Here is a 21,713-nt window from a genome sequence, read left to right as displayed (position 1 = left end):
ATATTATCGCGTCAATGGTAGGGGCGCACTGCGTGCGCCCAAATGTAATATAGATATTTCTACAAAATTGAGATGCACCCCATCTGATAACTGATAACTGATAACTGATAACTGATTTAATCTTTATCTTGAAAAAATTGTTGATCGAGATAATTAACTTTAGCATAGGGTTCTAAAGCGGAGAGAATTTGTCGGCCATAACTGCGAGCATTGACACGATTATCGAGGACAGCCACACAACCTTGACACTCCCGGAGAGACTGAACAGATTGCTGAATTTCTCTCACTGCTGTGGGTAAAAGATAGGCACGAAACCAGTCGAGATGTTGTCGTTTATAGTAGGCAATTTTGCCAGCAACAAGAGGATTTTCGGGGGAAGGTAAGGGTAAAGTAGCGATAATTAATAAACTGGGGGTGAGAAATTTTTCTTGATGGGTTTGCCAGAATTGCCAACCAGAAACCAGAATAGTATTACTATTAATCCCAGTTTTTTCCACTTGTACTCGCGAACCGTAATCGGCTGCGATTTGGGTGGCAATTTGTGCTTTGAGGGGAACATCTTCAATCAGAATTACTATCGGTTGTTCACTGGTATGATTAGCACTAACTAATTCCCGCACTTGCTTTAATAACATCGGTTGAAATTCGGGGGTATTGGGGGCGCTGATGCGATCGGGTAGATATAAATGAATATATTCACTTTCGCGATCAGCTGCAAACTTTAGAGTTAAAATTTCTCCGATACCTTGATTTTGACGGTATAAATTAGCGGATTTTTCGCTATCTAAAAAACTGCCGATTAAAACAAAGGGTTGCTGCTGCCAAATTGGTTTGAAAAAACTAGCCACCTCCAAAGGACTGATTTTTAGGGTAAATTCTTCTCGATCTCGATCTACTGATGTCCAGAGGAGATAATTATGCTCGGGGATTTTTGCCGCTAAAAGTTGCCAAACAGAATCAGTGGTTAAGTCTTGATGTAAGCGTTGCAGGAGAGCAATTATATATTCTTTTTCCTTGGCATCAATAAGATAGCAATTATAGGGATTAATGGGATGACCAAGAATACTTTGGCTAAGTTGTGCTTTAATTAAGTCTATAAACTCTCTATGCTGGGGATATGCTGACTCTAAAGCAGACCATTGTTCGGGAGTAATGGTGACGGTGAGATAATCTACTAGACAAGTTTCTAAATCTTCGGCTCGATCGATTATAGTGGGGATATTCTGGGGAAAATGACCGAGATTGCCCAATTTATCCTCTAACCATTGTTGGGGTGTGGTGAGGAGTAAACCGGTAAAATTAGCGGGAAAGCGATCGCTTTTGAGGATAGCTCGTTGAGTTTGTAACCATGCTTGCAGATGGGGGATTTCCACTTCTAACAGTAGGTTTACTTCCGACTCTGGAGCAACAATCAGAACAGGTGTATCACCCAAAAGAGCCGGGGTGAGATAACTGAGACAATAACGGGACAGAGTAGTTCCAGTTTGTATGAGAGAGGACCGTTTTAAGCGTAAAGCTCTAGCCACCAGTCGCCCCATAGTGAGATGATGAGACCAGTAAAAGCGTCCTTGTTCGCGTAAAAAAGCGCGTAGGGAAGAATGAACCGCTGCTTCTAATAAAACCATCTCATCTCAGTTATTGGTTATCAGTGGGAAGGGAGAGGTTTACAGGTGATCTTTCATCAGTCAAACCCACCCCCGCGAGTTTACCGTGGATACTTTAAGTTTATGGTGTCCCATCTGCTTTTTACTTGCGACTTGGTGTGAGATGATCTAGAAATGTCTATTTTATGAGAAGGATAAAGAAAAGTAATGGCAGAAATTCAGTTTTCCCGGGGGTTAAAAGAACCAGTTGTTCCCGATATCCGCTTAAGTCGCACTAAAACGGGAGAGAAGGGATCGGCAAAATTTTATTTTGATCAACCGACTATCCTCGGAGATCAACAAACCGAGGAAATCACGGGGATGTATCTCGTCGATGAAGAAGGAGAAATCGTCACCAGGGAAGTAAAAGGCAAATTCATCAACGGTAAACCCACGGCGATCGAAGCTACGGTTATTTTTAATTCTCCCGCAGAGTGGGATCGTTTTATGCGTTTTATGGAACGTTACGGTAGCGAAAACGGTCTAGAATTTACTAAATCTTCCTGATTTGGCCTTTAGCTTCCAGCAATCTGTCAAAAAACCCGCATTCAGGATCGATGCGGGTAGAAGTGAAAAATCAGAGGAAAAACCTATTTAACTCCCAACAATTCCACATCGAAAAGTAAAGTCGCGTTGGGAGGAATTACCCCACCGGCACCCCGCGCACCATAACCTAATTCTGGGGGGATAATTAAGGTACGCTGCCCACCGACTTTCATCGATGCGACTCCCTCATCCCATCCTTTGATCACTTGACCCACTCCAATGGTAAAGGTAAAAGGTTGATTGCGATCCTTGGAGCTATCGAATTTTTTGCCGTCTGTCAGGGTTCCCGTGTAGTGAACAGTTACTTTTTGACCTTTTTGGGGAGTTTCTCCAGTTCCTTCCACGATATCGATGTATTTTAGTCCCGAATCGGTGGTAACTGCTTGATCTAAATCCATGGAGATGATTTCCTTATTAATAGTTTGAGTGATAGCGGGTGGATCTATTTCTGCGGCGATCGCATTGGCTTTTTCCCCTCCACCAAAGAGGGAAGCAACGATTAAAAATAAGCCACAAACCGCAATGATAGCAAAACTGAGCAAGATTTCGCGCATTGATTTCATAGTTCCCTAACGCCAGAGTTTATTCTCTAAGTCTCTCACCTGTCGTTCTAATCTATCAATCCTTCCCCGCAGTTCGTCCATTTCCGATTGTCGGGGAACCCCTAAATCCTGCAAAATCTGGCGAATATAGCGTTCTAAGTTGTTCTCGAAGCTCCCCTGTTCAGACTTCATCTGTGTCATCAGATCATCGACAAAGTTTTTAGCCTGATCAGAATTGATTTTACCGTCTTTGACTAATTCGTCGCTCACTTCTTTGATCTTTTCTGCCACCATGGAAGTGGTGCCAATACCCATCAGCAGCAATTGTTTAATCCAGTCGCTATTATCCATTGTTTTCACACCTTTCAAGGAGACGGGGATAAAAATATTCCTATTCCATTATGGACTTTTGCGGCGGTAACGGCAGAGCGATCGAGCAGATAACCCCCTAAGGTTATTCCAGTGGAACTACCCCCATCTAGGTTTAAACCGTCCTTTGCCGCCATTAACAGCAAAATTCGGGCTAATTCGCCTAAAGTTGCCCCCCTTCCCCCGACGCGATTATGGATAGCAACTAGCAAAATTTTTCCTTCTTGACTAACTGCGATCGCACTGCGGGAAGCTTGTTGATTTTGGAATGCAGGACTAAATTTTTCGGCATTTCCATCCAAAACTATGCGCCCATTCTGCAATAATAGGGGGCCAGCACCTAAAATCTGAGGATAATTAGCAAAATCTCCCGGTAGGGTGACGCTATCGAGGTTGACTGTCTCACCAATATTTAAATTAATATCTGTCTTTCGGCAGATGACTAAATAGCCATTTTCTGGTACTTCTATACTATCCTGTGGGGAAAGATTATTTAATTTCTCCGTTACGCGATCGCCTTGGACGACTAACCCGGTTTCCCGCTCGGTGAGGGGATGATAATTACTCCCCCAATCGCGAGTATAACGACTGCAGCCGGCTGTTAGGAAGGCACTATTTAAATGGGTTAGGGGAAAACGTTGTCCGGTGGCAGTAATGAGGGTTTCCTCTAAACTGAGGCGATCGATCCTGATTTTACCACGATTATCCCATGCGATCGCTCCTCGGTTTAAAATTGGTCCAGATAACCATTTGCCATCCACACGAATTGCTCCCAAAGGTAACTGATTATTACGATTAAAAAAGCCGCCATTAATCATCGCTACTGCGTTACTTTCGCTATTAATCGTGATCAGGGGATTAGTGCCGCGCATTGAGGTGGAATTAGCGGTAATTGGTTTAATAGTTATCTGAGGATTTCTGGGATCGATTTCTAACCAAGTCACGGGAAACCAATCTTGATCTAACTGAATATATTTTTGATTCCAGATTAACCCTGGTTGCCAAACAATGCGCTTTTCATCCATAGCATCGGGACGAGAATCAATGATAATTCGGGGAGGATTATCCACACTGCTGATCTGTAATCCGTAGGCAGTGGGAAGGTTAATTTTTAAACGACTGATCACCCCATTATTTTCTAAGGAAGTGATCTGAGTAGGTAAGTTATTATTAGAGTTTCCTAGATCATCTTCATCGTTATTTTGATTACTGTTGCTGATAGTTTGGGGTTGAAACCTAGAGATAAGGGATTGTTGGGCATTTCCTTCTAGAGTAATCACAGCTTCATTTTTTGCCTGACTAACTTGCCAAAAGGTCGGGCGATCGAGTTGAATAATAATCCTTTGTACTGCTCCATAATTTTCTAGCTGAATATCTTGAATCTGGGCAGCAGCAAAGTTAATAGTTAAACTATCGCCATTAATAGTGGTTGTTGCCCCCATTGTTAGTAAAATATCCGTAACATCCAGCCAGCGATCGGAATTGATCAAATTAGCCGATAAAGTTTGTAAATTAAACCAGTTTATCGGTTGCTTTTTTGGATCATTTGTGCTAAGAAAATCCATGCCGAATAATTGTCTTGCTCCCGTGTCACCCATGGCGATTCTGGTACTATTTGCTGATGTCCACTGTCGCCAAGAAACGGGCAAAGAACGACCATTAAGAATAATTTTTTTTCCCTGTTGCTGGTTTGATAAATCCCGAGAAGCTAAAGTTATTGGTGATCTATGATCGGCTAAAGATATAGCTGGACTGCCGATAATTATCAAGGAAGTTACCGTTAAACAGATAGATGATAAATTCAGATAATTTAACTTCATAAATATCTCCCTAAATCACCTTGTTTAAGGGGAAATTTGAGGATTTATATCCTTGGCAAGAGAGGCTAGAAGGGACTATATTTTTTTGATCGATAACCTCTAATAATTCTTCAGGTGTTACTACCATCGGTTTAGAGTTATATAGATAACTAGAGGCTTTTTTAAGTTTTTGATCATAGGTAACTAAATAATCACAATTAGCGGCACTACTTAAAATTAAAACATCATTCGAGTGTACCAAAATATTGCGAATATCTCTAGCATTTTGCCAATATTGATCAAGTTTTACTAAATCAAAATCCAAGATAGTCACCTTTTCTTGAATCCGATCGACTATTTCAGGATGATTACGAACTTCTGCCAAAAATAATAACTCTTGTAAAACGATCGCATTAATAGCAAGACAAACGCGATCGAGTATTTCTCGATCAAATAAATGCACACTGGCAAGATCTCCTCGTAGATAAGAAATCAAAACATCAGTATCTAAAAAAACTAGAGGCTTCTCCATTGATTTTCTTCTCCTTGATGATAAAGAGCAATGATTTTTTCTGTGACTTCTGTAATAGTGAGATGATCGGTATTAACTTCGATCGCATCTGTGGCTTTTCGCAGGGGTGCTAGGGAGCGATTACTATCCAAATAATCCCTTTTTTCAATCTCTTGGGTTAATTCTGCGAGACTAATACCCCCATTTCCCTGCGCTTCTAAGTCTTTTAATCTCCTTCTGGCTCTTTCTTCGGGTGTCGCTGTCAAGAAAATCTTTAATTCCGCTTCTGGGAAAACATTAGTACCAATATCCCGACCTTCCACAACTATTCCCCCCGATATTCCCATCTGTCTTTGCAGGGTGACTAACTGCTGTCTCACCGCTTTTTGAGCGGCAATTCTGGACACTTGCGAGGTAATTGCGGGAGAGCGAATCTCTAAAGTCACATCCTGCCCGTTAATCTTCACTATAGTCACATTTTCGGGACTATCGGCCGGGATTATTTCTATCTTCGCTAAAGATAATAACTCGGCGATGGCCGCTTCTGCGGACAAATCCAGACCGGAATTCACCACTAACCATGTCACCGCGCGATACATCGCACCGGTATCGAGATAGGTTAACCCCAATTTTTCCGCTACTAAGCGCGTTACTGTCGATTTTCCCGCTCCAGCAGGTCCATCAATAGCGATAACTGCCCGACGTTGACGCAAGATAATATTATCAATTAAACGGGTTTGACCGATCGATCCGGCGATCGCTAACAGTCCCCCTGTCTCGATCTGCTCGATCGGTTGTAAACTCTGGGGATGGACTAAATCCAGATACTGACAGCGAAATTCTGCTACTCTGTCGAGATTTTTTTGCACAATAGCCAGTAATTTTTCCCTTTGTCTTTCCCCTAAACGAAAACTTTCGAGGGCTAATTGCAAACTTTGGGCGATAATTGTCGCTTTTTCCCTTTCTGTGGCCGATAGATACTGATTACGAGAACTAACTGCTAATCCCGATGTTTCTCGCACTGTAGCACAAGCGCGAATCTCGATCGCTAAATTTAAATCCCTGACTAATTGTCGGATAATCGCTAACTGTTGGGCATCCTTTTCGCCAAAATAGGCGATCGTCGGTGCAATAATATTAAACAACCGCGTGACAATTGTGGCTACTCCCTGAAAATGTCCCGGACGAAAAGCACCACATAACCCGCTAGTCAGAGAAATCGGGGGAACAACTGCGGTTATCTCCTCAGAATCACCAATTCCTAAAGTTTCCGCACTGGGAGCAAAAATAGCAGCAACTCCCAAGGATTCACACAATTGGCGATCGCTGTCAAGGCTGCGGGGATAGCGAGAAAAATCCTCTGTGGGGCCAAATTGTAGAGGATTAACAAAAATACTGACCACAGTTACCTCCGCTTCCGTCACTGCGCGTCGAATTAGACTAGCATGACCTTTATGGAGGGCGCCCATGGTTGGCACGAGGGCAATACTGTGATCATGGCGATAATCAGCCAAAAAAGTGCGTAAACCGGGGATTGTTGTGAATATTTGCACAGGGTTCACTCCTTTAATAGCCTATTCCACTACTATTCGCCAGGGGATGCTGCCCGATGATCAATTCGGCTGCTTCCGGGGAATCGGCTTTAAATAATAACATCCCATCGCCTCTTTCTGTCCAATAACTCGTTTTTTGCCTCCTGTCGGCTCTCTTGGGTTTGGTGGGTAAAATGTATTTTATAAGATATATTCCCGCCAGCGAGCGACTGGAACGAACCACAAAGACACAAAGGACACAAAGATTGATCGGTTCTATATAAGTTAAACTGATCACACAAAGAATAAGAGAGGCTCCTGTGCTGTCTCGGTTGACCGCTGCATATATGCTTGTTTAACAAACTGGGGCATAATTTTTTTCAGGACGATGACCGGTAAGCAGCCCCACAATTATATAGATTAATGGCAAAAAAGACTTGACAAAATCCCTCGATTTGACCTATACTTTTTAGTATAATGGGAATCCGTGCCGAAATATATATAAGCCTTTTTAGTCCAGACTATTTCAAAAAACTTTCTGCAATTACAACCCCAAAAAAAACTTGAAACAATATCAATTAATACACTTGATCAGTTAATCGATATTAAAACTTCAATTCAAGGTAAAATCAAACAAAATTCTCTCGATCCGATGTACCTGCCTAGCGACTCCCTAATTCCCGATGATAAAATAACTAAATATCTCCTCAAATTTCGCCCCAAAGATGACAAATCAAAATACCTCGCCCGCGCTGGCTTTACCCTCGCTAATCCCGATGCACTAAAAACCGCCCTCATCCAACTAATTCAAACCAATCCCGCCATCGAAGATCTTACCAACGAATACGGAACCTTCTATAGAGTCGAGGGGGAATTAATCAGCAGTAATCAAGTTCCCCTATCCGTTGTCACGATTTGGCTAAAACGAAACCTAGATCATCAATTTCAATTTATCACCCTCAAACCCCGAAAGGAAAAATAAACCATGGCGCAACTATACGAAGAAGTGACCCTAGCCCGCGACGTTCCCGAATACAATCTTAAGCAGGGTGATTCGGCGATTCTTGTTGATATAGTTGCCCATCCGAAGGGGGGTGAGGAAGGATATGTTTTAGAACTATTCAACGAAGTAGAAGAATCGGTTAACGTCGTCATTGTCCCGAAATCGGCGATTCAAGAAGAGGAAAAAGAAGGTTCTTCGTTACTTGGTATGGTTCGATATAGGGGCATAAATTGACTAAATCCTTATATGGCAAGAGACTTAATTGATTAGTTTGTTCTAGAGCGAAAACAATTGACAAAAATCGCAGCAATGTCTGTCTCTATCGGGGTTTCATTCCTTATAACCCCCTCTATTGCATAACACAAATAGATTAATGGCAAAAAAGACTTGACAAAATCCCTCGATTTGACCTATACTTTCTAGTATAATGGGAATCCGTGCCGAAATATATATAAGCCTTTTTAGTTCCGCTATAAGTTTGTCCGAGAAGCAATCGAGAAAACCATAAATGGGTCATTGAAGGAGCCTTATGCCAGAATCTAAATATGAGATTATTTCAGTTAAAGTTAAAGAAAATGTCACCATGTTAGTGGAAGCGAGAAGTTTCGGTGGTGAACGGGAAGTATCCGATCAAATATTTGACTTTCAAAGTGTGGCTGATACAATTGAGGCAGTTACTGAATCGATCGCTGCTACGATAAGTAAAGTGCAGCCCAAAAAGGCCACCGTAGAATTTGGGGTAGAAGTCAGGGTAAAATCTGGTAAACTAACCGCTTTAATTGTGGAAGGTGAAGGAAAGGGAAATTTAAAAATTACCCTAGAATGGGGAGGATAAATTGATTAAATGCTTACCCCGGAATCTCTACCTCCGTACACTGTCAGGTTAAAGTTAATCGATGCGTCAGGAACAGGCTTTTTTGTGGGACAAGGGTTAATTTTGACCTGTCTTCATGTGGTAAAAGATGCGCGGGATAATAACGAGACTATCGAGATAATTTGGCAAGGTCAAATTTCTGGGGCTAAAATTATCGACTTACCGAATCTAGACGGGATCGATCTGGCTCTTTTACAATTAAACTCGTCTTTAGATCACAAATATGTCGATTTTGATCACGATTTACAATTAACAGATAAATTATACACTTTTGGCTATACCAACGAGTATCCGAACGGTGATCCTAGTGACTTTGAGTATATAGGTTTAACGGGGGATGAAAACCCCTTAATCAAGTTTAAATTAGGGCAAGTACAACCCGGTTTTAGTGGTTCACCTCTGTTAAATTTACGCACGGGGAAAGTGTGCGGAGTGGTGAATAAAACCAGAGATGAGTACAGTGATTTAGGAGGAAGAGCGATTCCAGTTCAGACTATTTTTAAATATTTTCCGCAATTACAACCCCAAAAAAATGCCCATAATCCTTTTAAACCCACTTCCGGAGGTATTAAAGAAATTCAGCAGATTTTTGGCCGAGAACAAGAAATTAAAGATATTTTTGAGGTTTTAAATTCCGGCAGTAGTGCTGCTATTATCGGGGAAAGGGGAACGGGAAAAACCACCCTGCTTTGGGGAATTTACCATCAAGCAAGGGAGTATTTACTTAGTCATCGACAACCCTTGTATCTAAACTTAGAAGGATTAGCAGGAGATAAGGATTTTTATTATGAATTATGTCATCAGATTGGTATAGCTGTACCTTACGATAAACCGCTCAAAGGAACTAGATTAACTAGGGAATTAGAAAAACATAAAATCCTGTTATTATTGGATGTGGTAGATAATATGACTCAAAAATATTTCAGCTATCAGCTTAGAAGTCAATTAAGAGAGTTAGCCAATCGTCCCGATCCACCTTTAAGATTAGTAGTAGCGGCTAATCGTTCCCTTGATGTTTTATTTCCTGATAACAAAGGAGGTGATTCACCTTTCGAGGGAATTTGTCAACAATTTCCGATTAAATTATGGGATGAAGCTAAAATTAAAGAGTTTATTAGTCATCGTCTAAGTCAAACTGGAGTGACTTTTACTGAGGAGGAAATAAGTTCTCTTGTTAGGCAAAGTCAAGGAAAGCCGCGAGAGGTGATGCAAAATTGTTTTAAACTTTATCAAACCAAAGTCAATAACTCAGCATCCCGAACTTAGGTTATAACTAAACAATAAGTTGATTTAATTTTTGGTTTGATCCCCCCTGCCCCCCTTGATAAGGGGGGTGTTTGACAGTTAACACCTAACTACTTAATAAACCATCACCGGGTAAATAGCTAGAGATAAAAATTATGAAGGAAAGCACCGTCCCCAGAATTAATCTCGCCCCTAAACTCAAACGCGATTTATCTTTATGGAATCCCTTTGATTATCTTTTGCTGTTGTACTGGGTGTTTTATTTTCCCCAAGCAGTGCGCTGGTATGTGGAAACGAGAGGCGGCGGCGATAAATTAACAGAACAGAAAACATGGCGCGATAAAATACAATTTCTCCGCGACCATCCCGTACAATTGCGTCTAGGGATTCAGGGTCTTCTCTTAACTGTAATTACCCCTCTGATTATCTGTAGCATAGCGGCAAATTTAGGACTTTCTGTTAATTGGGTGCGCGTGGTGTGGGGCGTGGTGTCGGGCGTGGTGTCCGGCGTGGTGTCCGGCGTGGTGTACGGCGTGGTGTACGGCGTGGTGTCGGGCGTGGTGTTGGGCGTGGTGTCCGGCGTGGTGTCCGGCGTGGTGTACGGCGTGGTGTACGGCGTGGTGTACGGCGTGGTGTTGGGCGTGGCGTTGGGCGTGGTGTACGGCGTGGGGTTCGGCGTGGTGTCCGGCGTGGTGTTGGGCGTGGCGTTGGGCGTGGGGTTCGGCGTGGTGTCCGGCGTGGTGTACGGCGTGGTGTACGGCGTGGTGTACGGCGTGGTGTACGGCGTGGGGTTTATATTCACCTTTCCCCGTCCTGATAATTGGCTAATCGGGCTTTTGGCGGGCCCCCAAGGGCGACTTTTTCCCCGTATTACCCTTCTACCGCTGCCGGGGTTAACCTCGACTCTACAACAATGGTTACAGCAAGACTGGGAAACGGCTATTAATAACCTCAATCAATACTTTCGGTACAGCTGCCAGTTTATTCCTGTCCTTGTCGCCATTAACCGCGTTTTATCGCAATTCCCAGAGGCAGAAATTATCTATCGGGTGTCCCGTCTGGCAGAAAATCCCTCCGATTGGCAATTGTTAAAATATGCGTCCGCGAAACCGTTTTCTTTTCCTGACAGCCAAATCCGTCTCGATACCCCTGCTCGCGCCGCCGCCGCCGGTTTTTGGTATCTTCACCAACAGGACACCGAAAAAGCCGAAAAAGCCTTTGCTGTGGTACGTTCCCTCGCCTACGGGGAAGAAATGTATAGCCTCGCCCAAACTTTACACCGATTTAGTCAGGCAGCAACTCCCGATAGTATCGCTTCCCTGAAGGTTGCCCCCATTGCCGCAGAACCTTCATTACGTCCGCAAACTTGGCAAGCTATCAGCAGTTTAAATCTAGTTATCACAGAAATGGCTTTAGTCCAGAGAAGTTACTCCCAACAGACCAGATCCCTCGCTCTTAATCGGATTATCGGGGAATTAAGGGATATAACCGACCAACAGGCGGCTACTTTACCCCAAGCAGAAAAAGAATTAATCCTTTCTATTGCCGAAAAATGGGCAGAAATTAGCGCATCCATCGCGGGAACGGTGGGAACGGTGACTATTACCCAACCGATTCCTAATCCCTACATTATCGGTGATCCGGTGATCGGTCAACGCTTTGTTGGTCGTGAGGATATCCTGCGGGAACTTCAGTCAATGTGGTCCGGAGATAACCTATCCTCCGTGGTTCTCTATGGTCATCGTCGCATGGGTAAAACTTCGATTCTACGCAATCTGGAGGCATATCTCCCACCAGATGTCTCCGTTATCTACATTAATTTACAGCGCTTGGCCACAGTAACCAGCCTAGCCGAAGTTCTCCTGACTATGGCTGAGGAAATCGCCCAAACTTTAGCAATTGATGCCCCAGAAGAGGAAAAAATCTCCCAACATCCAGAAATGTATTTTAATCGTTATTTAGACCGTCTGATGCGCCAGATTCTGCCGGAAAAAGCTAAAACCGGTTTAATTATTGCCCTCGATGAGTTCGAGATAATTGAGGATTTAATCGAAGCGAATACCCTCCCCCCGAATTTCCTCGGCTATCTGCGTTCCCTTGTCCAGAGTAGTCCGCGTCTAGCTTTTGTTTTTGCCGGATTACATACCCTAGAGGAGATGACTGCCGATTATTTTCATCCTTTTTTTGGCAGTGTTTACCCGATTCCAGTTAGTTTCCTCTCTCCTGAGTCCACTCGCGTTATCCTCGCTAATCCCGTTGGGGAAGACGAGGATTTTCCCCTAGACTATACCCCATCCGCTTTGGACAAAATTTATCAACTTACCCACGGTCAACCCTATCTAGTACAACTGATCGGCTTTCATCTGGTACGTTTTTATAATAAACAGGTCTTTGAGTTGCAACGTCCCCAAGATATTCGTTTTCAGGTGGAAGATGTGGAAAAAGCCATCGATGCTGAGTTTTTCCAAAGGGGGAATTATTATTTTACGGGTGTCTGGAAACAGGCTAAACAAGATGCGGCCGGACAACAGGAGATTTTAATAGTTCTTTCTCCCCATCTGCAAGGATTAACCCGGGCAGATTTACTGTCCAGCACCGGACTAACTGCCACAACTCTCGACCGGGCCCTAAAAACCCTTGAAAATCATCATGTCATCGAATGCCAAGACTCTCGTTATCGGATTGCTGTGGAATTATTCCGTCGTTGGGTATCGGAAACAATGGCCTAAGGGACTTGCGCTTTAATAATGTACCTTTTGGGCGAACGCAGTTCGCCCCTACATTAATGTACCTTTTGGGCGAACGCAGTTCGCCCCTACATTGTGGACAAAATCCGTTACTGTAGGGGCGCAAAGCTTGCGCCCTCCGATCGGTTGGGATATTATTCCCACGCAGGTCCCTAAATTCTTTTGTTATATTTTTGGCTAATATCTCAGCCCCAAATAGGGGGGTTACAGGGCAGCACGGATTCCCACTATAACAAAATAATAGAGCAAATCTGGGAATTTGTCAAGGCCTTGGCAATTTTCCGGTTAAAATTGTTTGTTGAGATGGGGTCAGGGACAAGACCCGCCAGGCTCCGACGAAAAACTTTAGTATAATCAAGAACACTGAGTATTTATTAGCTTTTCTGTCTAAGATTGATGTTAAAGGCTGTTCTGTTCGATTTTAATGGGGTGATCATCAATGATGAACCAATCCATCAAGAGTTAATCAATGAAATCTTGCTCGGGGAAAATTTACTGCCCCTAGGGTCGGAATTTGCGGAGTTATGTCTGGGAAGAAGCGATCGCGTCTGTTTGCGTAATGTTCTCACCCGTCGCGGTCGTCAAGTGACCGAGGAGTATCTGACTAAGTTAATTAACAAAAAAGCGAGTTTATACCGAGAAAGATTAGAAAAATTAGAGAAACTTCCTATTTATGAAGAGATATACTCTTTTTTAAAACGGGTTAAGGCCAGGGATCTACAAATCGGTTTGGTGACGGGAGCAATACGCTCGGAAGTAGAATCAATCTTGCAACAGGCGGGCCTTGGGGATTACTTTAGTGTCATTGTCACTGGTGATGAGATCAGCACCAGTAAACCCCAACCGGATGGTTATTTACTGGCCGTAGAAAGATTCAATCGTTGGAATTTTAATCTGCAATTGCAACCCTGGGAATGTCTGGTGATTGAAGATACTTTTGCCGGTTGCGAAGCGGCAAAAAGAGCGGGAATGCAGGTGGTGGGAATCGCTCATACCTACCCCTTCCATTTTATGCAGAGAGTGTCCAACTGGGCGATCGATAATTTCTCCCAACTAGACCTCGATCGCGTGGAGAAAACTTTTAGCCAAATCGGGGATAAAAAGGAGCGATCGGGATTTTTAGGCGATCTATGACCATCTAGAGGCGATTCACAAGCTGAAAATCCCTACTTGCAAAAATCGGCAATTCGTGTTATGCTAACAAAGCTACTGAGAAAATGCGGGTGTAGTTTAGTGGTAAAACCCTAGCCTTCCAAGCTAATGATAGGGGTTCGATTCCCCTCACCCGCTTAGGCTGTTGTGCAGTAAACGTCTAAGGAATTATCGGTAATATCAACGGCGATTCTGACTTAGAGATCGCTATCTTCTAAATATCTTTGCAAATCTTTGGTACGCTGCTCGGTGACATTTGCCAAACAAAAACCGTAAATCATGGGAGCTAGAGAGCCTCCCTCATAGGCACTTCTTTCAAATTCGCAACTGCTGTCTCTAAACTTAATCCAAGCTTGTTGGGCGCTAATTAATTTTTGTTTGCGAGCAGCTGACAGTTTTGGCAGTAGTTGTCGATAAACTTGATTTAACTTGCGATCGGCGTTTTGATAAGCGATGCTGGCACAAATGTTCATTTCGCTTTGAGTCTGGGGATTGTTACAGTTAGGACGTTGAGCTAGTTGCAAGTTTGTCGCTGCAGATGTGGGACTGGCAATGCTAGGGGTAGCCATCCCGACAGCAAACAAACTTGCTATGCTTAATACGGTTAGCAAAAACTCGCCCATGCCTACTTATTTTAATGACGGTAAGAAGAAGATAACAGAAATGCGATCAAATCGACCATAACTTTTCAGGAAGCCCTTCTGCTCGATTCGTTGGTTGGCTTGGTTAACTCTATTTCATTATTTCCAAAAAAGAAAATTAGAGGAGTTGATAACTAAAAAACCCAGACGGGAACTCGTTTATAAGCAGGAGTCCCACAGCGAGGATCGATTTTAGCTTTGAATAAAACATTGGTTTCGGGATAGAACATAAAGCCAACACCTTCGCGAATCGGACCGAAAATAAGTTCGATATTCTCTAATTTGCCGGCATCTCCTTGAACGGTGACTCGTTGATGTTCTTGAAAGCCCGCTTTTTTGGCATCTTCGGCGTTGATCAATAAACAATGACGGTGAGGCATTCCCCGATATTTATCGCCCACTTGATAAACGACGGTATTATGTTGTCCATAACTGCGTCCTGTTCCGAGAATCAGAGCAATTCCTGGTGCATTTTCTGGTTGATTGAAATCTTGCTTTTGCGGTGCTTTTAAAGTGGGTAAAAGCGTGACAGACATTTGCGCTTTTCCAGTCGATGTTGGAAAATGGGGTTCGGTAAAAATCCGTCCGCTAATGGTAAATTCTGTTTGGGTTTGATCTAATTGCCCGATCTTTTCATAACCAGGAATCGTTTTGGCGATTAACTGACGAATATAGGCGGTATCGTGTAATCTCGACCAATCAATCGGGTTTGTGCCTAAAACCTTGACGGCAATATTTGTTAACAGTTCTACTTCCGAGATGATATCCACATGGGAACCCTGTAGATGACTGCTTCCCCGCTCGTTAAAACGGACAAAATTATTGCCCGATTCGGTGGTTGTCGGGTGAGGATTTTCAAAACGAGCGAATACGGGTAAAATTATCGTATTTTGTCGGGCTAATCCCTGAAAATGTCCTAAATTTGGCTTAGTAGCTACATAAAAAATTGTATCAATTTGAGCTAAGGCTTTTTTGGCTTGAGTTAAATCTGGATTTGCTCCATAAAGATTACCTCCTAAACAGAAAAGAGTGTTAATTTTTCCCCGTTCGGCAGCTTCAATTAATGCCCTGGTATCATAACCGCCGGTTATATTTAATGGCTTTCCTAAAAGTTGAGCAAGTGCCTCGGCGATTTCCTGACGTAATCTCACTGTAACGCCCATGGAACCGAAGCCCTGTACATTAGAATGACCTCTGATTGGCATGGTTCCGGCTCCGATTTTGCCAGCATTTCCCGTCATTAAAGCGGTATTGGCAATACTGATAATATTATCTACCCCGTTTTCCTGTTGTGTAACCCCCATTGCCCAAGCGAAAACCACACGCTCTAAATTGCCGAAAAGGGCGGCGGTTGCTTCAATTTCTTCTCGGGACAAACCGCAGGTTTTAGTAATGGTTTCCCAGGGTGTTTGTCGGGCATAATCTATAACAGATTGCCAATTTTCTGTACGGGATTTGAGATAATCCCACCGCACTAAATTTTGTTCAATTAAAGATTTTTGTAATCCGACGAATAGGGCAGTATCGCTACCCGGTATCGGCTGTAGGTAGAGAGTTGAAATATCGGAACCGCCCCGCAATAGGGATTTAATCGGAAAAGCGGGTGAGGAGAATTTGACCAATCCGACTTCAATTTGCGGGTTAATAATAATAATTTTACCGCCGCGATCACGAATTTGAATTAATTCATTCATCAGGCGAGGATGATTAGCCGGAGCGTTAGAACCGATTAACACCACACAATCGGCTTGTTTTAAACTTTCCAGACTGACCATCGAAGTTCCGGTTCCGAAAACCTGTTTTAAGCCTACGGTCGAGGCGGCATGACAGAGATCGGAACAATCGGCTAAATTATTACTTCCTAATGCCCGGAAAAACAATTGTAAGAGATAGGCGGCTTCATTAGAAGAACGTCCCGAACTATAGGAGGCAATGGTCTCGGACGGTTGACGAAAAGCTTGTTCGGCTAATCGATACACTTCTTCCCAACTAATACGTTGATAGTGACTTTCTCCGGCTTTTAAGAGGACGGGATAACTGAAACGACCCAAGCGATCGCATTCTAGGGAGGTTAAGGACTGTAATTGAGCGAGATGATAGGTCTGAAAAAAATCGGTTTTAATACCTGGCATTAATTCGGAAGTAACTGCCTCGACACTTTTGAGACAACGTTGCAGACTTTCCCCCGCTTCGTTGACAAAACCGCCCTTTTGTCCTCCCGTTCCCCAAGCGCAAGCTAAACAGGCACTTTTATGATTCAAGGTTTGCCAGAGTTTAACCCCTTGAGGAGAGAGAGTTTTTTCTGCCCAATATTGCAATACGGGAAAACCCCCGCCCGCCTCAATTTTGTTGGATGTTTCTCGTTCGTTCATCGTTTTTTTCTCTCGATTTTTTCTCAAATTCATCCGATAGGGAGAGTGTACCCAGTACAGTTGAGTTTATCACCATTTTTAAAAAAGTGCATCAGCAAGACATAAACGACTGGGTAAGCTACGGTTAGTTGTTGACAATATCCCCTGATTGTGATTTTATCAGACTAGGGAAAGGTCTATTGAAATGATAATTCCGATGGATAAAAATGAAGACTTTCAACATTTAGAAGAGATGATCGCTAATCTCCAAGCAAAACAGAAACAGATTCTGAAAGGGATGTTAGATTATCCGATTGAGATCGATTCGGCAATTCGGATACTTTCGGAACCATCTCGGCAATTGGCAACAACTGCTCATAATTTAACCAGAGTACATAAAATACTTAAAGAATTGGAAAAACAAGGATTGGTTAGTTTCCACGATTCTCAATATTCTTTGACTGAGTTGGGAAGGGAAATAGTAGGACACCTTAGCGATAAGAGTCCAACCCCAAGACGAGATGCACAGAGAAAGGAAAAACTGCAAAAAAGCTACGATTTTTTAGAACTCCATAGACAAGGATTGAGCTATCAGCAAATAGGGGATAAATACGGCATAAGTCGCGAGCGTGTCCGTCAAATTCTTGCCAGTAACCCCGAATTTGAAGCTTATCGGCAAAAACAAAAGGAAAACAGTTATCGTTGAACGACTGTAAGAAGAGCGAGAAACGAAATTTACAATCTTTCCAACAATTCCTCGCGGGATAAATTTGCCAAAGAAAGAAGCAATCCGGTGCGTTCCGAGATAGGAAGTTGGGCGATCCGTTCCACCAGACCAGATAATTCCGAATCTAGGCTGCCAAAGCGTCCTTCCAGAAGACTGGCTATCAGCGAAAGTTGTCCCTCTAAAGTACCTTCTTGCTTCCACTCTTCCCTTTGTTGTAAATAAGCTGGTGATAGATTCATGATGTCCTCCTGTTCTTCGGTACTTAAATTATCTCTCAATTCTAAGTTTTTGCGCCAGTTGGCCAGAATTTCTAATAAATTCTCTCGAAAAGGATTGCGTTCTGGCAGTTCAACTAACTCTTCTACTGCTCGTTTTTGAGTTCCTCCTTTACCTAATACTCTTAACCATAAGGTGTCTTCATTTACTGGTAATTGATGAATGACGATGATACCCGCTTTGAGAGACTTCGCTAAAAAGTAAACCCCTGTTAACCAATTACTCTCATCGCTGTGAGTCCCGAAATCTTCAATCATTCTAGCTGAAAAGGTGGGCGTTAGAATCCAGAGAACTGGTAGTTCAGCTTCTGTTAGAGTTTTGTTTGACCGTTTCGCTTTTCTCAAGACATCCCCATGAACCGCGTATAACTTTGACAAACAACTGCGAATCTCTACCTCGGTCGGGGGATTGCGGAAAGGTTCAAACAAACAGGAAGTAGCCGCCATTTTTCCAAGTAACCCTAAAGGTAACTCAGTGGGAGTAGGTGAGCTAAATGGTTCAAACCAGACATCGATTTCTTGAACCTCACTTTTTACTTTCTTACTTTTTCTAATCGTCCCTAGAGGTGTTAGTAATTCCTCTAAATATTCCTTAGCAAATTGGTCATGAATTTGGCGAGTCATTCAAATTAATAATCAAGCATAAAAAGGACGGTAATAATCTTATTATATCATTAATTAAAAAGGAATCCAATCGACAATATCGATCCATTCTTCTGCTTCGGTAGTTTCCCAAATCATAATTAATTCTTCGGCTAGTTTTTCCATTGTTGTTGTGGGACGAATCCAAAACAGTCCCCAGATTTGTTGATTTTTTTGCCAATATTCCTCTAAATGTTCAGGCATACTGGTACGATTATCTGTCACTAAGAGTCGTTGAGATAATCAGGGTCAAGAGTTCCTAACGGTGGTGTATTCGGCTCTCCAATGCGTAAAATATCTATCTCTGGATTTAACCTTAAGACAGCAACTTTCAAGCGGGGGGATAAGGTTTCATCGAGTAAAAACTTGATTTTCATACCTTGACAGAATTTTGCCTTTGCTGTTTAATTCTTCTCATCTTTTCTCGTTGAGGTGAAGGATGTTTTAGTGCTTCATGGTAGTGAGTCTCTCGCCAATTCTGGAGGCGCAATAAATAGGCATCAATTTTTTGCCGATTCTGGAGATAATAAGTAATAGTCGCGTAGATTTTCTCTAAACTTAGATCAGGATAGATAGCATTTATTTCTTCTGGGGTATAGCCTTCCAATAAATAAAAGAGTACGTTATCAATTCCGAGGCGATTACCTTTGATTCTAATATCATTTTCGGAGATAAATAAAAAATAATCTTCTAGTTGCATAATTAATTGTTCCCTTAAATTTCTTTCATTTTTACCGCTTATTTATAGTATTTCCTGTTCACAGGAGGTACATTATCAATGTTAAAAAGTTTAATCAGCAAAGGTTTAACTGTGCCACACAGGTGTGAGAACCTCTATATTAATGTTTTATCATAATTAGTTTACCTTGTGCTTCCCTTGTTTTCAAACCTTTAACTGGGATAAACTGCCTCGCTGCCATAACCCCGGCTGCTATGCTGGCAGCCACTATGACGGAGCTACTTTAACGGGAAGTGTGGATTATCGGCTGGCCGCCGAAATATGTCGGGAACTCGATGCCATCGAGCGAAAGAATTGACGGGATTATCGAAATCCACCTATCGACTATCGGCAACCAGCGCACATCGACCGAGGAAAGGTCAGCGCGGCAGAAACATCAGGCTGTTTTGGGGGAATTGAACGGTCTTTGCTGATTTCGGCGGTCACTGTCCCTGCCTAACGCTCTCTAATGCCATTTTTCAAAAGTAATGGCAGAGATGGTTAATTGCCCTCAACCCCAACCCCTCTCCCAGAAAAGAAGAAAAGAGTAAGATACTTTGAGGTTGGGGAGGGCGAGTCCTCGTGCAGCAATTCTCATTTTGAAACGATTTTGCGTTGTTTCAGCGATCTAGAGATTCGTTAAGAATTATTAACCCCTCTAGCCTGCATTATTCACCAATTTCCAAAACCCTGATTATAACTGGACTTCCCACGTATAAACATACTAGCTATGGCTAAAAGTTTTACAGAGCCTGAGTTCAAGCAATATAATACAAATGAACTACTAAACACAAAATCCTGAAGTTCTTACGCAGATAGGGTTTGAGGCAAAAATTTTCAAATTTGACCTTTAGACCATTATAGCTTGTTTCGGGGCAGAAAATCAGCAAAAACATGGCTACAGAGGGAATCCCTTACTCTAGAGATTAATGACACTATCTGTTAAAATCAGGTTAGCGATCACTATACAGCTAACTCTACGGAATCGCTCTACTCCAGATACAGTCAACGGTACAGCCATTTTCAAGTGAAAAATGTACCCAGCAGTCTCTTTTCAATTTTTTCTGAGAAGCGACCTGCAGTAAGGGTTTTGTTAATTTTTTAGTATTTATTATTTATGTATGGGGGAAGTCCAGTTATAAGAGGCTCTCAAAAAACAGACTGTTTTTTAGCTATATCGCTGAATGACTTTCCTAACAAGGCTTTTGAGGATTTTCCCCAGTTTTCATGAATAACGCAGGCTAGGTGCAAGGGTTTTAAGGTCATGAAACCTTAAAATGAGAATTGCTGGGAAGTCCAGATATATGATAGAGTTTTGAGGAAATTACTAAATTAAGGAACTTATTTGAAATGACAGAACCACCAACCAAGAAAGGGTTTATAGAACAAGTATCTGAGCTTCTTGCAGACCATCCTATGGTAGTGGCACTAACAAGTCTTGTTGCTGCCTTTGGTCTAGGATTTGCGGCTGCAAGAGCAGTGCATGAATTTAGTGGGAATGTGGTTTTAAGCAAAAATACTTATGAGGTCAAAGAAGATAAATTTAAAAAATCAGAGGAAGAAAATCTCAAACTCACCACAAAAAATCAAAAACTCACCGCAGATAATAACCGCTTAAAACAATGTGAGGGGAATATCTCAGTCCCAGACTCTTCTTCCGAGAACAACAAAGTAGATGGTAATTTTATAGTAGAAGGCGAAATAAGTCCCTGTCGAGAAAAAAGACTTTGGCTAATTGCTTCACCGATTATGGAATATATAAATGAAAGAGGAGAGAGAGGCACTATATATGACAAAGATTGCTTTGTACAAGGAGAGGTAATAGAACGACCTAATGAAGAAACTTCCCCTAATAGTAATAGATTTAAATTTACCACAGGAACTACCTCAATCACTGATAAGCAGCAGTATAAAATTTATCTCCTAGCCGTCGCTGATGCAGCAACGAATAAAGAATTAATTCAGGCGCAGCGTACAAATAAACCTCAAATCTTATGTAGTACGGCTAATCTTCACCAAAATCAAGTAGCAATGATAACTGTTGATAACCGATAAAACGGCTCTACGAGTTGCCACTTCTTGTGCAGATATCACAATCCCTTCGGCTTCGGTTGAATAGTCTTTGCCGTCACTGTCCCCACCGCAAACTGCTCCCTAAGAACAGCGATCACACTTTAAATTCAAAAACACGCCACCGCCGTACCCGCCAAACCGATCTTCCGGTAATAGTCGGGAAAAGCAGACCCAGTGCTTTTTTATCTATAGAATTCTCCATCGAGAAACCATGCCAAAAGGCTCTAATTATTTCCCCCTTATTCAACTATTCTGATTCTATCTCCGATAATCTCAACCAATGAGTTTTTTTTCACAAAATTTAACGATTAGCCGACAATGAA

The 21,713-nt window shown here is 42.4% G+C and carries 23 protein-coding genes and 1 tRNA gene; 11 read left to right on the top strand and 13 right to left on the bottom strand.

Features of this window, described 5'->3' with window-relative positions:
- Positions 1-116: 116 nt before the first annotated feature.
- Complete coding sequence (locus ACQY1Y_RS17215) at positions 117-1,625, bottom strand: helicase C-terminal domain-containing protein (RefSeq protein ID WP_287636596.1); 1,509 nt, start codon at positions 1,623-1,625, stop codon at positions 117-119.
- A 186-nt stretch (positions 1,626-1,811) separates the two neighbouring features.
- On the opposite strand from ACQY1Y_RS17215, the gene psb28 reads away from it, so the two are divergent.
- Positions 1,812-2,150 (top strand): photosystem II reaction center protein Psb28, encoded by a 339-nt coding sequence (gene psb28 / locus ACQY1Y_RS17210; RefSeq protein WP_002755988.1) that lies wholly within the window; start codon positions 1,812-1,814, stop codon positions 2,148-2,150.
- Between the two features lie 83 nt (positions 2,151-2,233).
- Here psb28 and ACQY1Y_RS17205 read toward each other — a convergent pair whose 3' ends face one another.
- Genes ACQY1Y_RS17205 through ACQY1Y_RS17180 form a run of 6 tightly spaced genes read right to left on the bottom strand, consistent with a single transcriptional unit; the run spans position 2,234 to position 7,240 of the window.
- Positions 2,234-2,752, bottom strand: a complete 519-nt coding sequence (locus tag ACQY1Y_RS17205; protein ID WP_430013215.1) for an FKBP-type peptidyl-prolyl cis-trans isomerase — start codon at positions 2,750-2,752, stop codon at positions 2,234-2,236.
- 6 nt (positions 2,753-2,758) lie between these two features.
- Positions 2,759-3,082: a phasin family protein gene (locus ACQY1Y_RS17200; RefSeq protein WP_002746237.1), complete on the bottom strand. Its 324-nt coding sequence runs from the start codon at positions 3,080-3,082 to the stop codon at positions 2,759-2,761.
- Positions 3,083-3,096: 14 nt separating this feature from the next.
- Positions 3,097-4,920 (bottom strand): phosphodiester glycosidase family protein, encoded by a 1,824-nt coding sequence (locus ACQY1Y_RS17195; protein WP_430013214.1) that lies wholly within the window; start codon positions 4,918-4,920, stop codon positions 3,097-3,099.
- Between the two features lie 10 nt (positions 4,921-4,930).
- A complete protein-coding gene (locus ACQY1Y_RS17190) occupies positions 4,931-5,431 on the bottom strand; it encodes a type II toxin-antitoxin system VapC family toxin (protein ID WP_002803933.1) in 501 nt (166 codons plus the stop codon).
- Positions 5,416-6,963, bottom strand: coding sequence for a bifunctional pantoate--beta-alanine ligase/(d)CMP kinase (locus tag ACQY1Y_RS17185; protein WP_430013213.1), 1,548 nt, complete (start codon positions 6,961-6,963; stop codon positions 5,416-5,418). Before ACQY1Y_RS17185 ends, ACQY1Y_RS17190 begins: the two co-directional genes overlap by 16 nt.
- A gap of 13 nt (positions 6,964-6,976) precedes the next feature.
- Complete coding sequence (locus ACQY1Y_RS17180; RefSeq protein WP_002803937.1) at positions 6,977-7,240, bottom strand: hypothetical protein; 264 nt, start codon at positions 7,238-7,240, stop codon at positions 6,977-6,979.
- 354 nt (positions 7,241-7,594) lie between these two features.
- On the opposite strand from ACQY1Y_RS17180, the gene ACQY1Y_RS17175 reads away from it, so the two are divergent.
- The 7 genes from ACQY1Y_RS17175 (at position 7,595) to ACQY1Y_RS17145 (ending at position 14,101) form a co-directional block, all read left to right on the top strand.
- Positions 7,595-7,924 carry a DUF6883 domain-containing protein gene (locus ACQY1Y_RS17175; protein WP_002755997.1) on the top strand — a complete coding sequence of 110 codons (330 nt, stop codon included), beginning with the start codon at positions 7,595-7,597 and terminating at the stop codon, positions 7,922-7,924.
- Positions 7,925-7,927: 3 nt separating this feature from the next.
- Positions 7,928-8,179 (top strand): DUF4926 domain-containing protein, encoded by a 252-nt coding sequence (locus ACQY1Y_RS17170; RefSeq protein ID WP_002755998.1) that lies wholly within the window; start codon positions 7,928-7,930, stop codon positions 8,177-8,179.
- A 295-nt stretch (positions 8,180-8,474) separates the two neighbouring features.
- Positions 8,475-8,780 carry a CU044_2847 family protein gene (locus ACQY1Y_RS17165; protein ID WP_016516640.1) on the top strand — a complete coding sequence of 102 codons (306 nt, stop codon included), beginning with the start codon at positions 8,475-8,477 and terminating at the stop codon, positions 8,778-8,780.
- A 9-nt stretch (positions 8,781-8,789) separates the two neighbouring features.
- The gene (locus ACQY1Y_RS17160; RefSeq protein WP_430013212.1) at positions 8,790-10,085 is read left to right on the top strand and encodes a trypsin-like peptidase domain-containing protein; all 1,296 of its coding nucleotides are present in this window, start codon (positions 8,790-8,792) and stop codon (positions 10,083-10,085) included.
- Positions 10,086-10,219: 134 nt separating this feature from the next.
- On the top strand, positions 10,220-12,793 hold the full coding sequence (locus tag ACQY1Y_RS17155; RefSeq protein ID WP_430013211.1) for an AAA family ATPase: 2,574 nt from the start codon (positions 10,220-10,222) through the stop codon (positions 12,791-12,793).
- A 414-nt stretch (positions 12,794-13,207) separates the two neighbouring features.
- Positions 13,208-13,945, top strand: a complete 738-nt coding sequence (locus ACQY1Y_RS17150) for an HAD family hydrolase (protein ID WP_430013210.1) — start codon at positions 13,208-13,210, stop codon at positions 13,943-13,945.
- Positions 13,946-14,030: 85 nt separating this feature from the next.
- Positions 14,031-14,101, top strand: a tRNA-Gly gene (locus ACQY1Y_RS17145).
- Between the two features lie 59 nt (positions 14,102-14,160).
- Here ACQY1Y_RS17145 and ACQY1Y_RS17140 read toward each other — a convergent pair.
- Positions 14,161-14,586 (bottom strand): lysozyme inhibitor LprI family protein, encoded by a 426-nt coding sequence (locus ACQY1Y_RS17140; protein WP_069475149.1) that lies wholly within the window; start codon positions 14,584-14,586, stop codon positions 14,161-14,163.
- A gap of 152 nt (positions 14,587-14,738) precedes the next feature.
- Entirely contained in the window at positions 14,739-16,976 is a 2,238-nt protein-coding gene (locus ACQY1Y_RS17135; protein WP_430013209.1) for an FdhF/YdeP family oxidoreductase, read from the bottom strand.
- A gap of 196 nt (positions 16,977-17,172) precedes the next feature.
- Here ACQY1Y_RS17135 and ACQY1Y_RS17130 point away from each other — a divergent pair, with 196 nt between their 5' ends.
- The gene (locus ACQY1Y_RS17130; RefSeq protein WP_002736581.1) at positions 17,173-17,661 is read left to right on the top strand and encodes a sigma factor-like helix-turn-helix DNA-binding protein; all 489 of its coding nucleotides are present in this window, start codon (positions 17,173-17,175) and stop codon (positions 17,659-17,661) included.
- 29 nt (positions 17,662-17,690) lie between these two features.
- On the opposite strand, the gene ACQY1Y_RS17125 is transcribed toward ACQY1Y_RS17130, so the two are convergent.
- The 4 genes from ACQY1Y_RS17125 to ACQY1Y_RS17110 are packed head-to-tail and all read right to left on the bottom strand — an operon-like array spanning position 17,691 to position 19,299.
- Complete coding sequence (locus ACQY1Y_RS17125; protein ID WP_069475148.1) at positions 17,691-18,581, bottom strand: hypothetical protein; 891 nt, start codon at positions 18,579-18,581, stop codon at positions 17,691-17,693.
- A 54-nt stretch (positions 18,582-18,635) separates the two neighbouring features.
- Complete coding sequence (locus tag ACQY1Y_RS17120) at positions 18,636-18,824, bottom strand: hypothetical protein (RefSeq protein ID WP_287636579.1); 189 nt, start codon at positions 18,822-18,824, stop codon at positions 18,636-18,638.
- Positions 18,824-18,976, bottom strand: coding sequence for a hypothetical protein (locus ACQY1Y_RS17115; protein ID WP_002796188.1), 153 nt, complete (start codon positions 18,974-18,976; stop codon positions 18,824-18,826). Before ACQY1Y_RS17115 ends, ACQY1Y_RS17120 begins: the two co-directional genes overlap by 1 nt.
- On the bottom strand, positions 18,973-19,299 hold the full coding sequence (locus ACQY1Y_RS17110; protein WP_430013208.1) for a DUF433 domain-containing protein: 327 nt from the start codon (positions 19,297-19,299) through the stop codon (positions 18,973-18,975). The genes ACQY1Y_RS17115 and ACQY1Y_RS17110 overlap by 4 nt, the downstream gene beginning before the upstream one ends.
- Positions 19,300-19,465: 166 nt before the next feature.
- Here ACQY1Y_RS17110 and ACQY1Y_RS17105 point away from each other — a divergent pair, with 166 nt between their 5' ends.
- Together ACQY1Y_RS17105 and ACQY1Y_RS17100 are read left to right on the top strand one after the other, a co-directional pair.
- The gene (locus tag ACQY1Y_RS17105) at positions 19,466-19,636 is read left to right on the top strand and encodes a hypothetical protein (protein ID WP_430013207.1); all 171 of its coding nucleotides are present in this window, start codon (positions 19,466-19,468) and stop codon (positions 19,634-19,636) included.
- A 1,031-nt stretch (positions 19,637-20,667) separates the two neighbouring features.
- Positions 20,668-21,372, top strand: coding sequence for a hypothetical protein (locus tag ACQY1Y_RS17100; RefSeq protein ID WP_430013206.1), 705 nt, complete (start codon positions 20,668-20,670; stop codon positions 21,370-21,372).
- Positions 21,373-21,713: the final 341 nt, after the last annotated feature.

The organism is Microcystis ichthyoblabe FBCC-A1114 (genome assembly GCF_050500245.1).
Taxonomy (GTDB): Bacteria; Cyanobacteriota; Cyanobacteriia; order Cyanobacteriales; family Microcystaceae; genus Microcystis; species Microcystis ichthyoblabe_A.
This window is presented reverse-complemented; position numbering and strand designations above follow the sequence as displayed.

What these genes read in the sequence shown, in the direction of transcription:
- ACQY1Y_RS17155 (WP_430013211.1), top strand. Translation starts at nt 10,220, where the DNA reads ATGAAGGAAAGCACCGTCCCCAGAATTAATCTCGCCCCTAAACTCAAA.
- ACQY1Y_RS17125 (WP_069475148.1), bottom strand. Translation starts at nt 18,581, where the DNA reads ATGACTCGCCAAATTCATGACCAATTTGCTAAGGAATATTTAGAGGAA.
- ACQY1Y_RS17110 (WP_430013208.1), bottom strand. Translation starts at nt 19,299, where the DNA reads ATGCAACTAGAAGATTATTTTTTATTTATCTCCGAAAATGATATTAGA.
- ACQY1Y_RS17150 (WP_430013210.1), top strand. Translation starts at nt 13,208, where the DNA reads ATGTTAAAGGCTGTTCTGTTCGATTTTAATGGGGTGATCATCAATGAT.
- ACQY1Y_RS17205 (WP_430013215.1), bottom strand. Translation starts at nt 2,752, where the DNA reads ATGAAATCAATGCGCGAAATCTTGCTCAGTTTTGCTATCATTGCGGTT.
- ACQY1Y_RS17115 (WP_002796188.1), bottom strand. Translation starts at nt 18,976, where the DNA reads ATGAAAATCAAGTTTTTACTCGATGAAACCTTATCCCCCCGCTTGAAA.
- ACQY1Y_RS17160 (WP_430013212.1), top strand. Translation starts at nt 8,790, where the DNA reads ATGCTTACCCCGGAATCTCTACCTCCGTACACTGTCAGGTTAAAGTTA.
- ACQY1Y_RS17190 (WP_002803933.1), bottom strand. Translation starts at nt 5,431, where the DNA reads ATGGAGAAGCCTCTAGTTTTTTTAGATACTGATGTTTTGATTTCTTAT.
- ACQY1Y_RS17100 (WP_430013206.1), top strand. Translation starts at nt 20,668, where the DNA reads ATGACAGAACCACCAACCAAGAAAGGGTTTATAGAACAAGTATCTGAG.
- ACQY1Y_RS17200 (WP_002746237.1), bottom strand. Translation starts at nt 3,082, where the DNA reads ATGGATAATAGCGACTGGATTAAACAATTGCTGCTGATGGGTATTGGC.
- ACQY1Y_RS17215 (WP_287636596.1), bottom strand. Translation starts at nt 1,625, where the DNA reads ATGGTTTTATTAGAAGCAGCGGTTCATTCTTCCCTACGCGCTTTTTTA.
- ACQY1Y_RS17135 (WP_430013209.1), bottom strand. Translation starts at nt 16,976, where the DNA reads ATGAACGAACGAGAAACATCCAACAAAATTGAGGCGGGCGGGGGTTTT.
- ACQY1Y_RS17170 (WP_002755998.1), top strand. Translation starts at nt 7,928, where the DNA reads ATGGCGCAACTATACGAAGAAGTGACCCTAGCCCGCGACGTTCCCGAA.
- ACQY1Y_RS17140 (WP_069475149.1), bottom strand. Translation starts at nt 14,586, where the DNA reads ATGGGCGAGTTTTTGCTAACCGTATTAAGCATAGCAAGTTTGTTTGCT.
- ACQY1Y_RS17195 (WP_430013214.1), bottom strand. Translation starts at nt 4,920, where the DNA reads ATGAAGTTAAATTATCTGAATTTATCATCTATCTGTTTAACGGTAACT.
- psb28 (WP_002755988.1), top strand. Translation starts at nt 1,812, where the DNA reads ATGGCAGAAATTCAGTTTTCCCGGGGGTTAAAAGAACCAGTTGTTCCC.
- ACQY1Y_RS17175 (WP_002755997.1), top strand. Translation starts at nt 7,595, where the DNA reads ATGTACCTGCCTAGCGACTCCCTAATTCCCGATGATAAAATAACTAAA.
- ACQY1Y_RS17130 (WP_002736581.1), top strand. Translation starts at nt 17,173, where the DNA reads ATGGATAAAAATGAAGACTTTCAACATTTAGAAGAGATGATCGCTAAT.
- ACQY1Y_RS17165 (WP_016516640.1), top strand. Translation starts at nt 8,475, where the DNA reads ATGCCAGAATCTAAATATGAGATTATTTCAGTTAAAGTTAAAGAAAAT.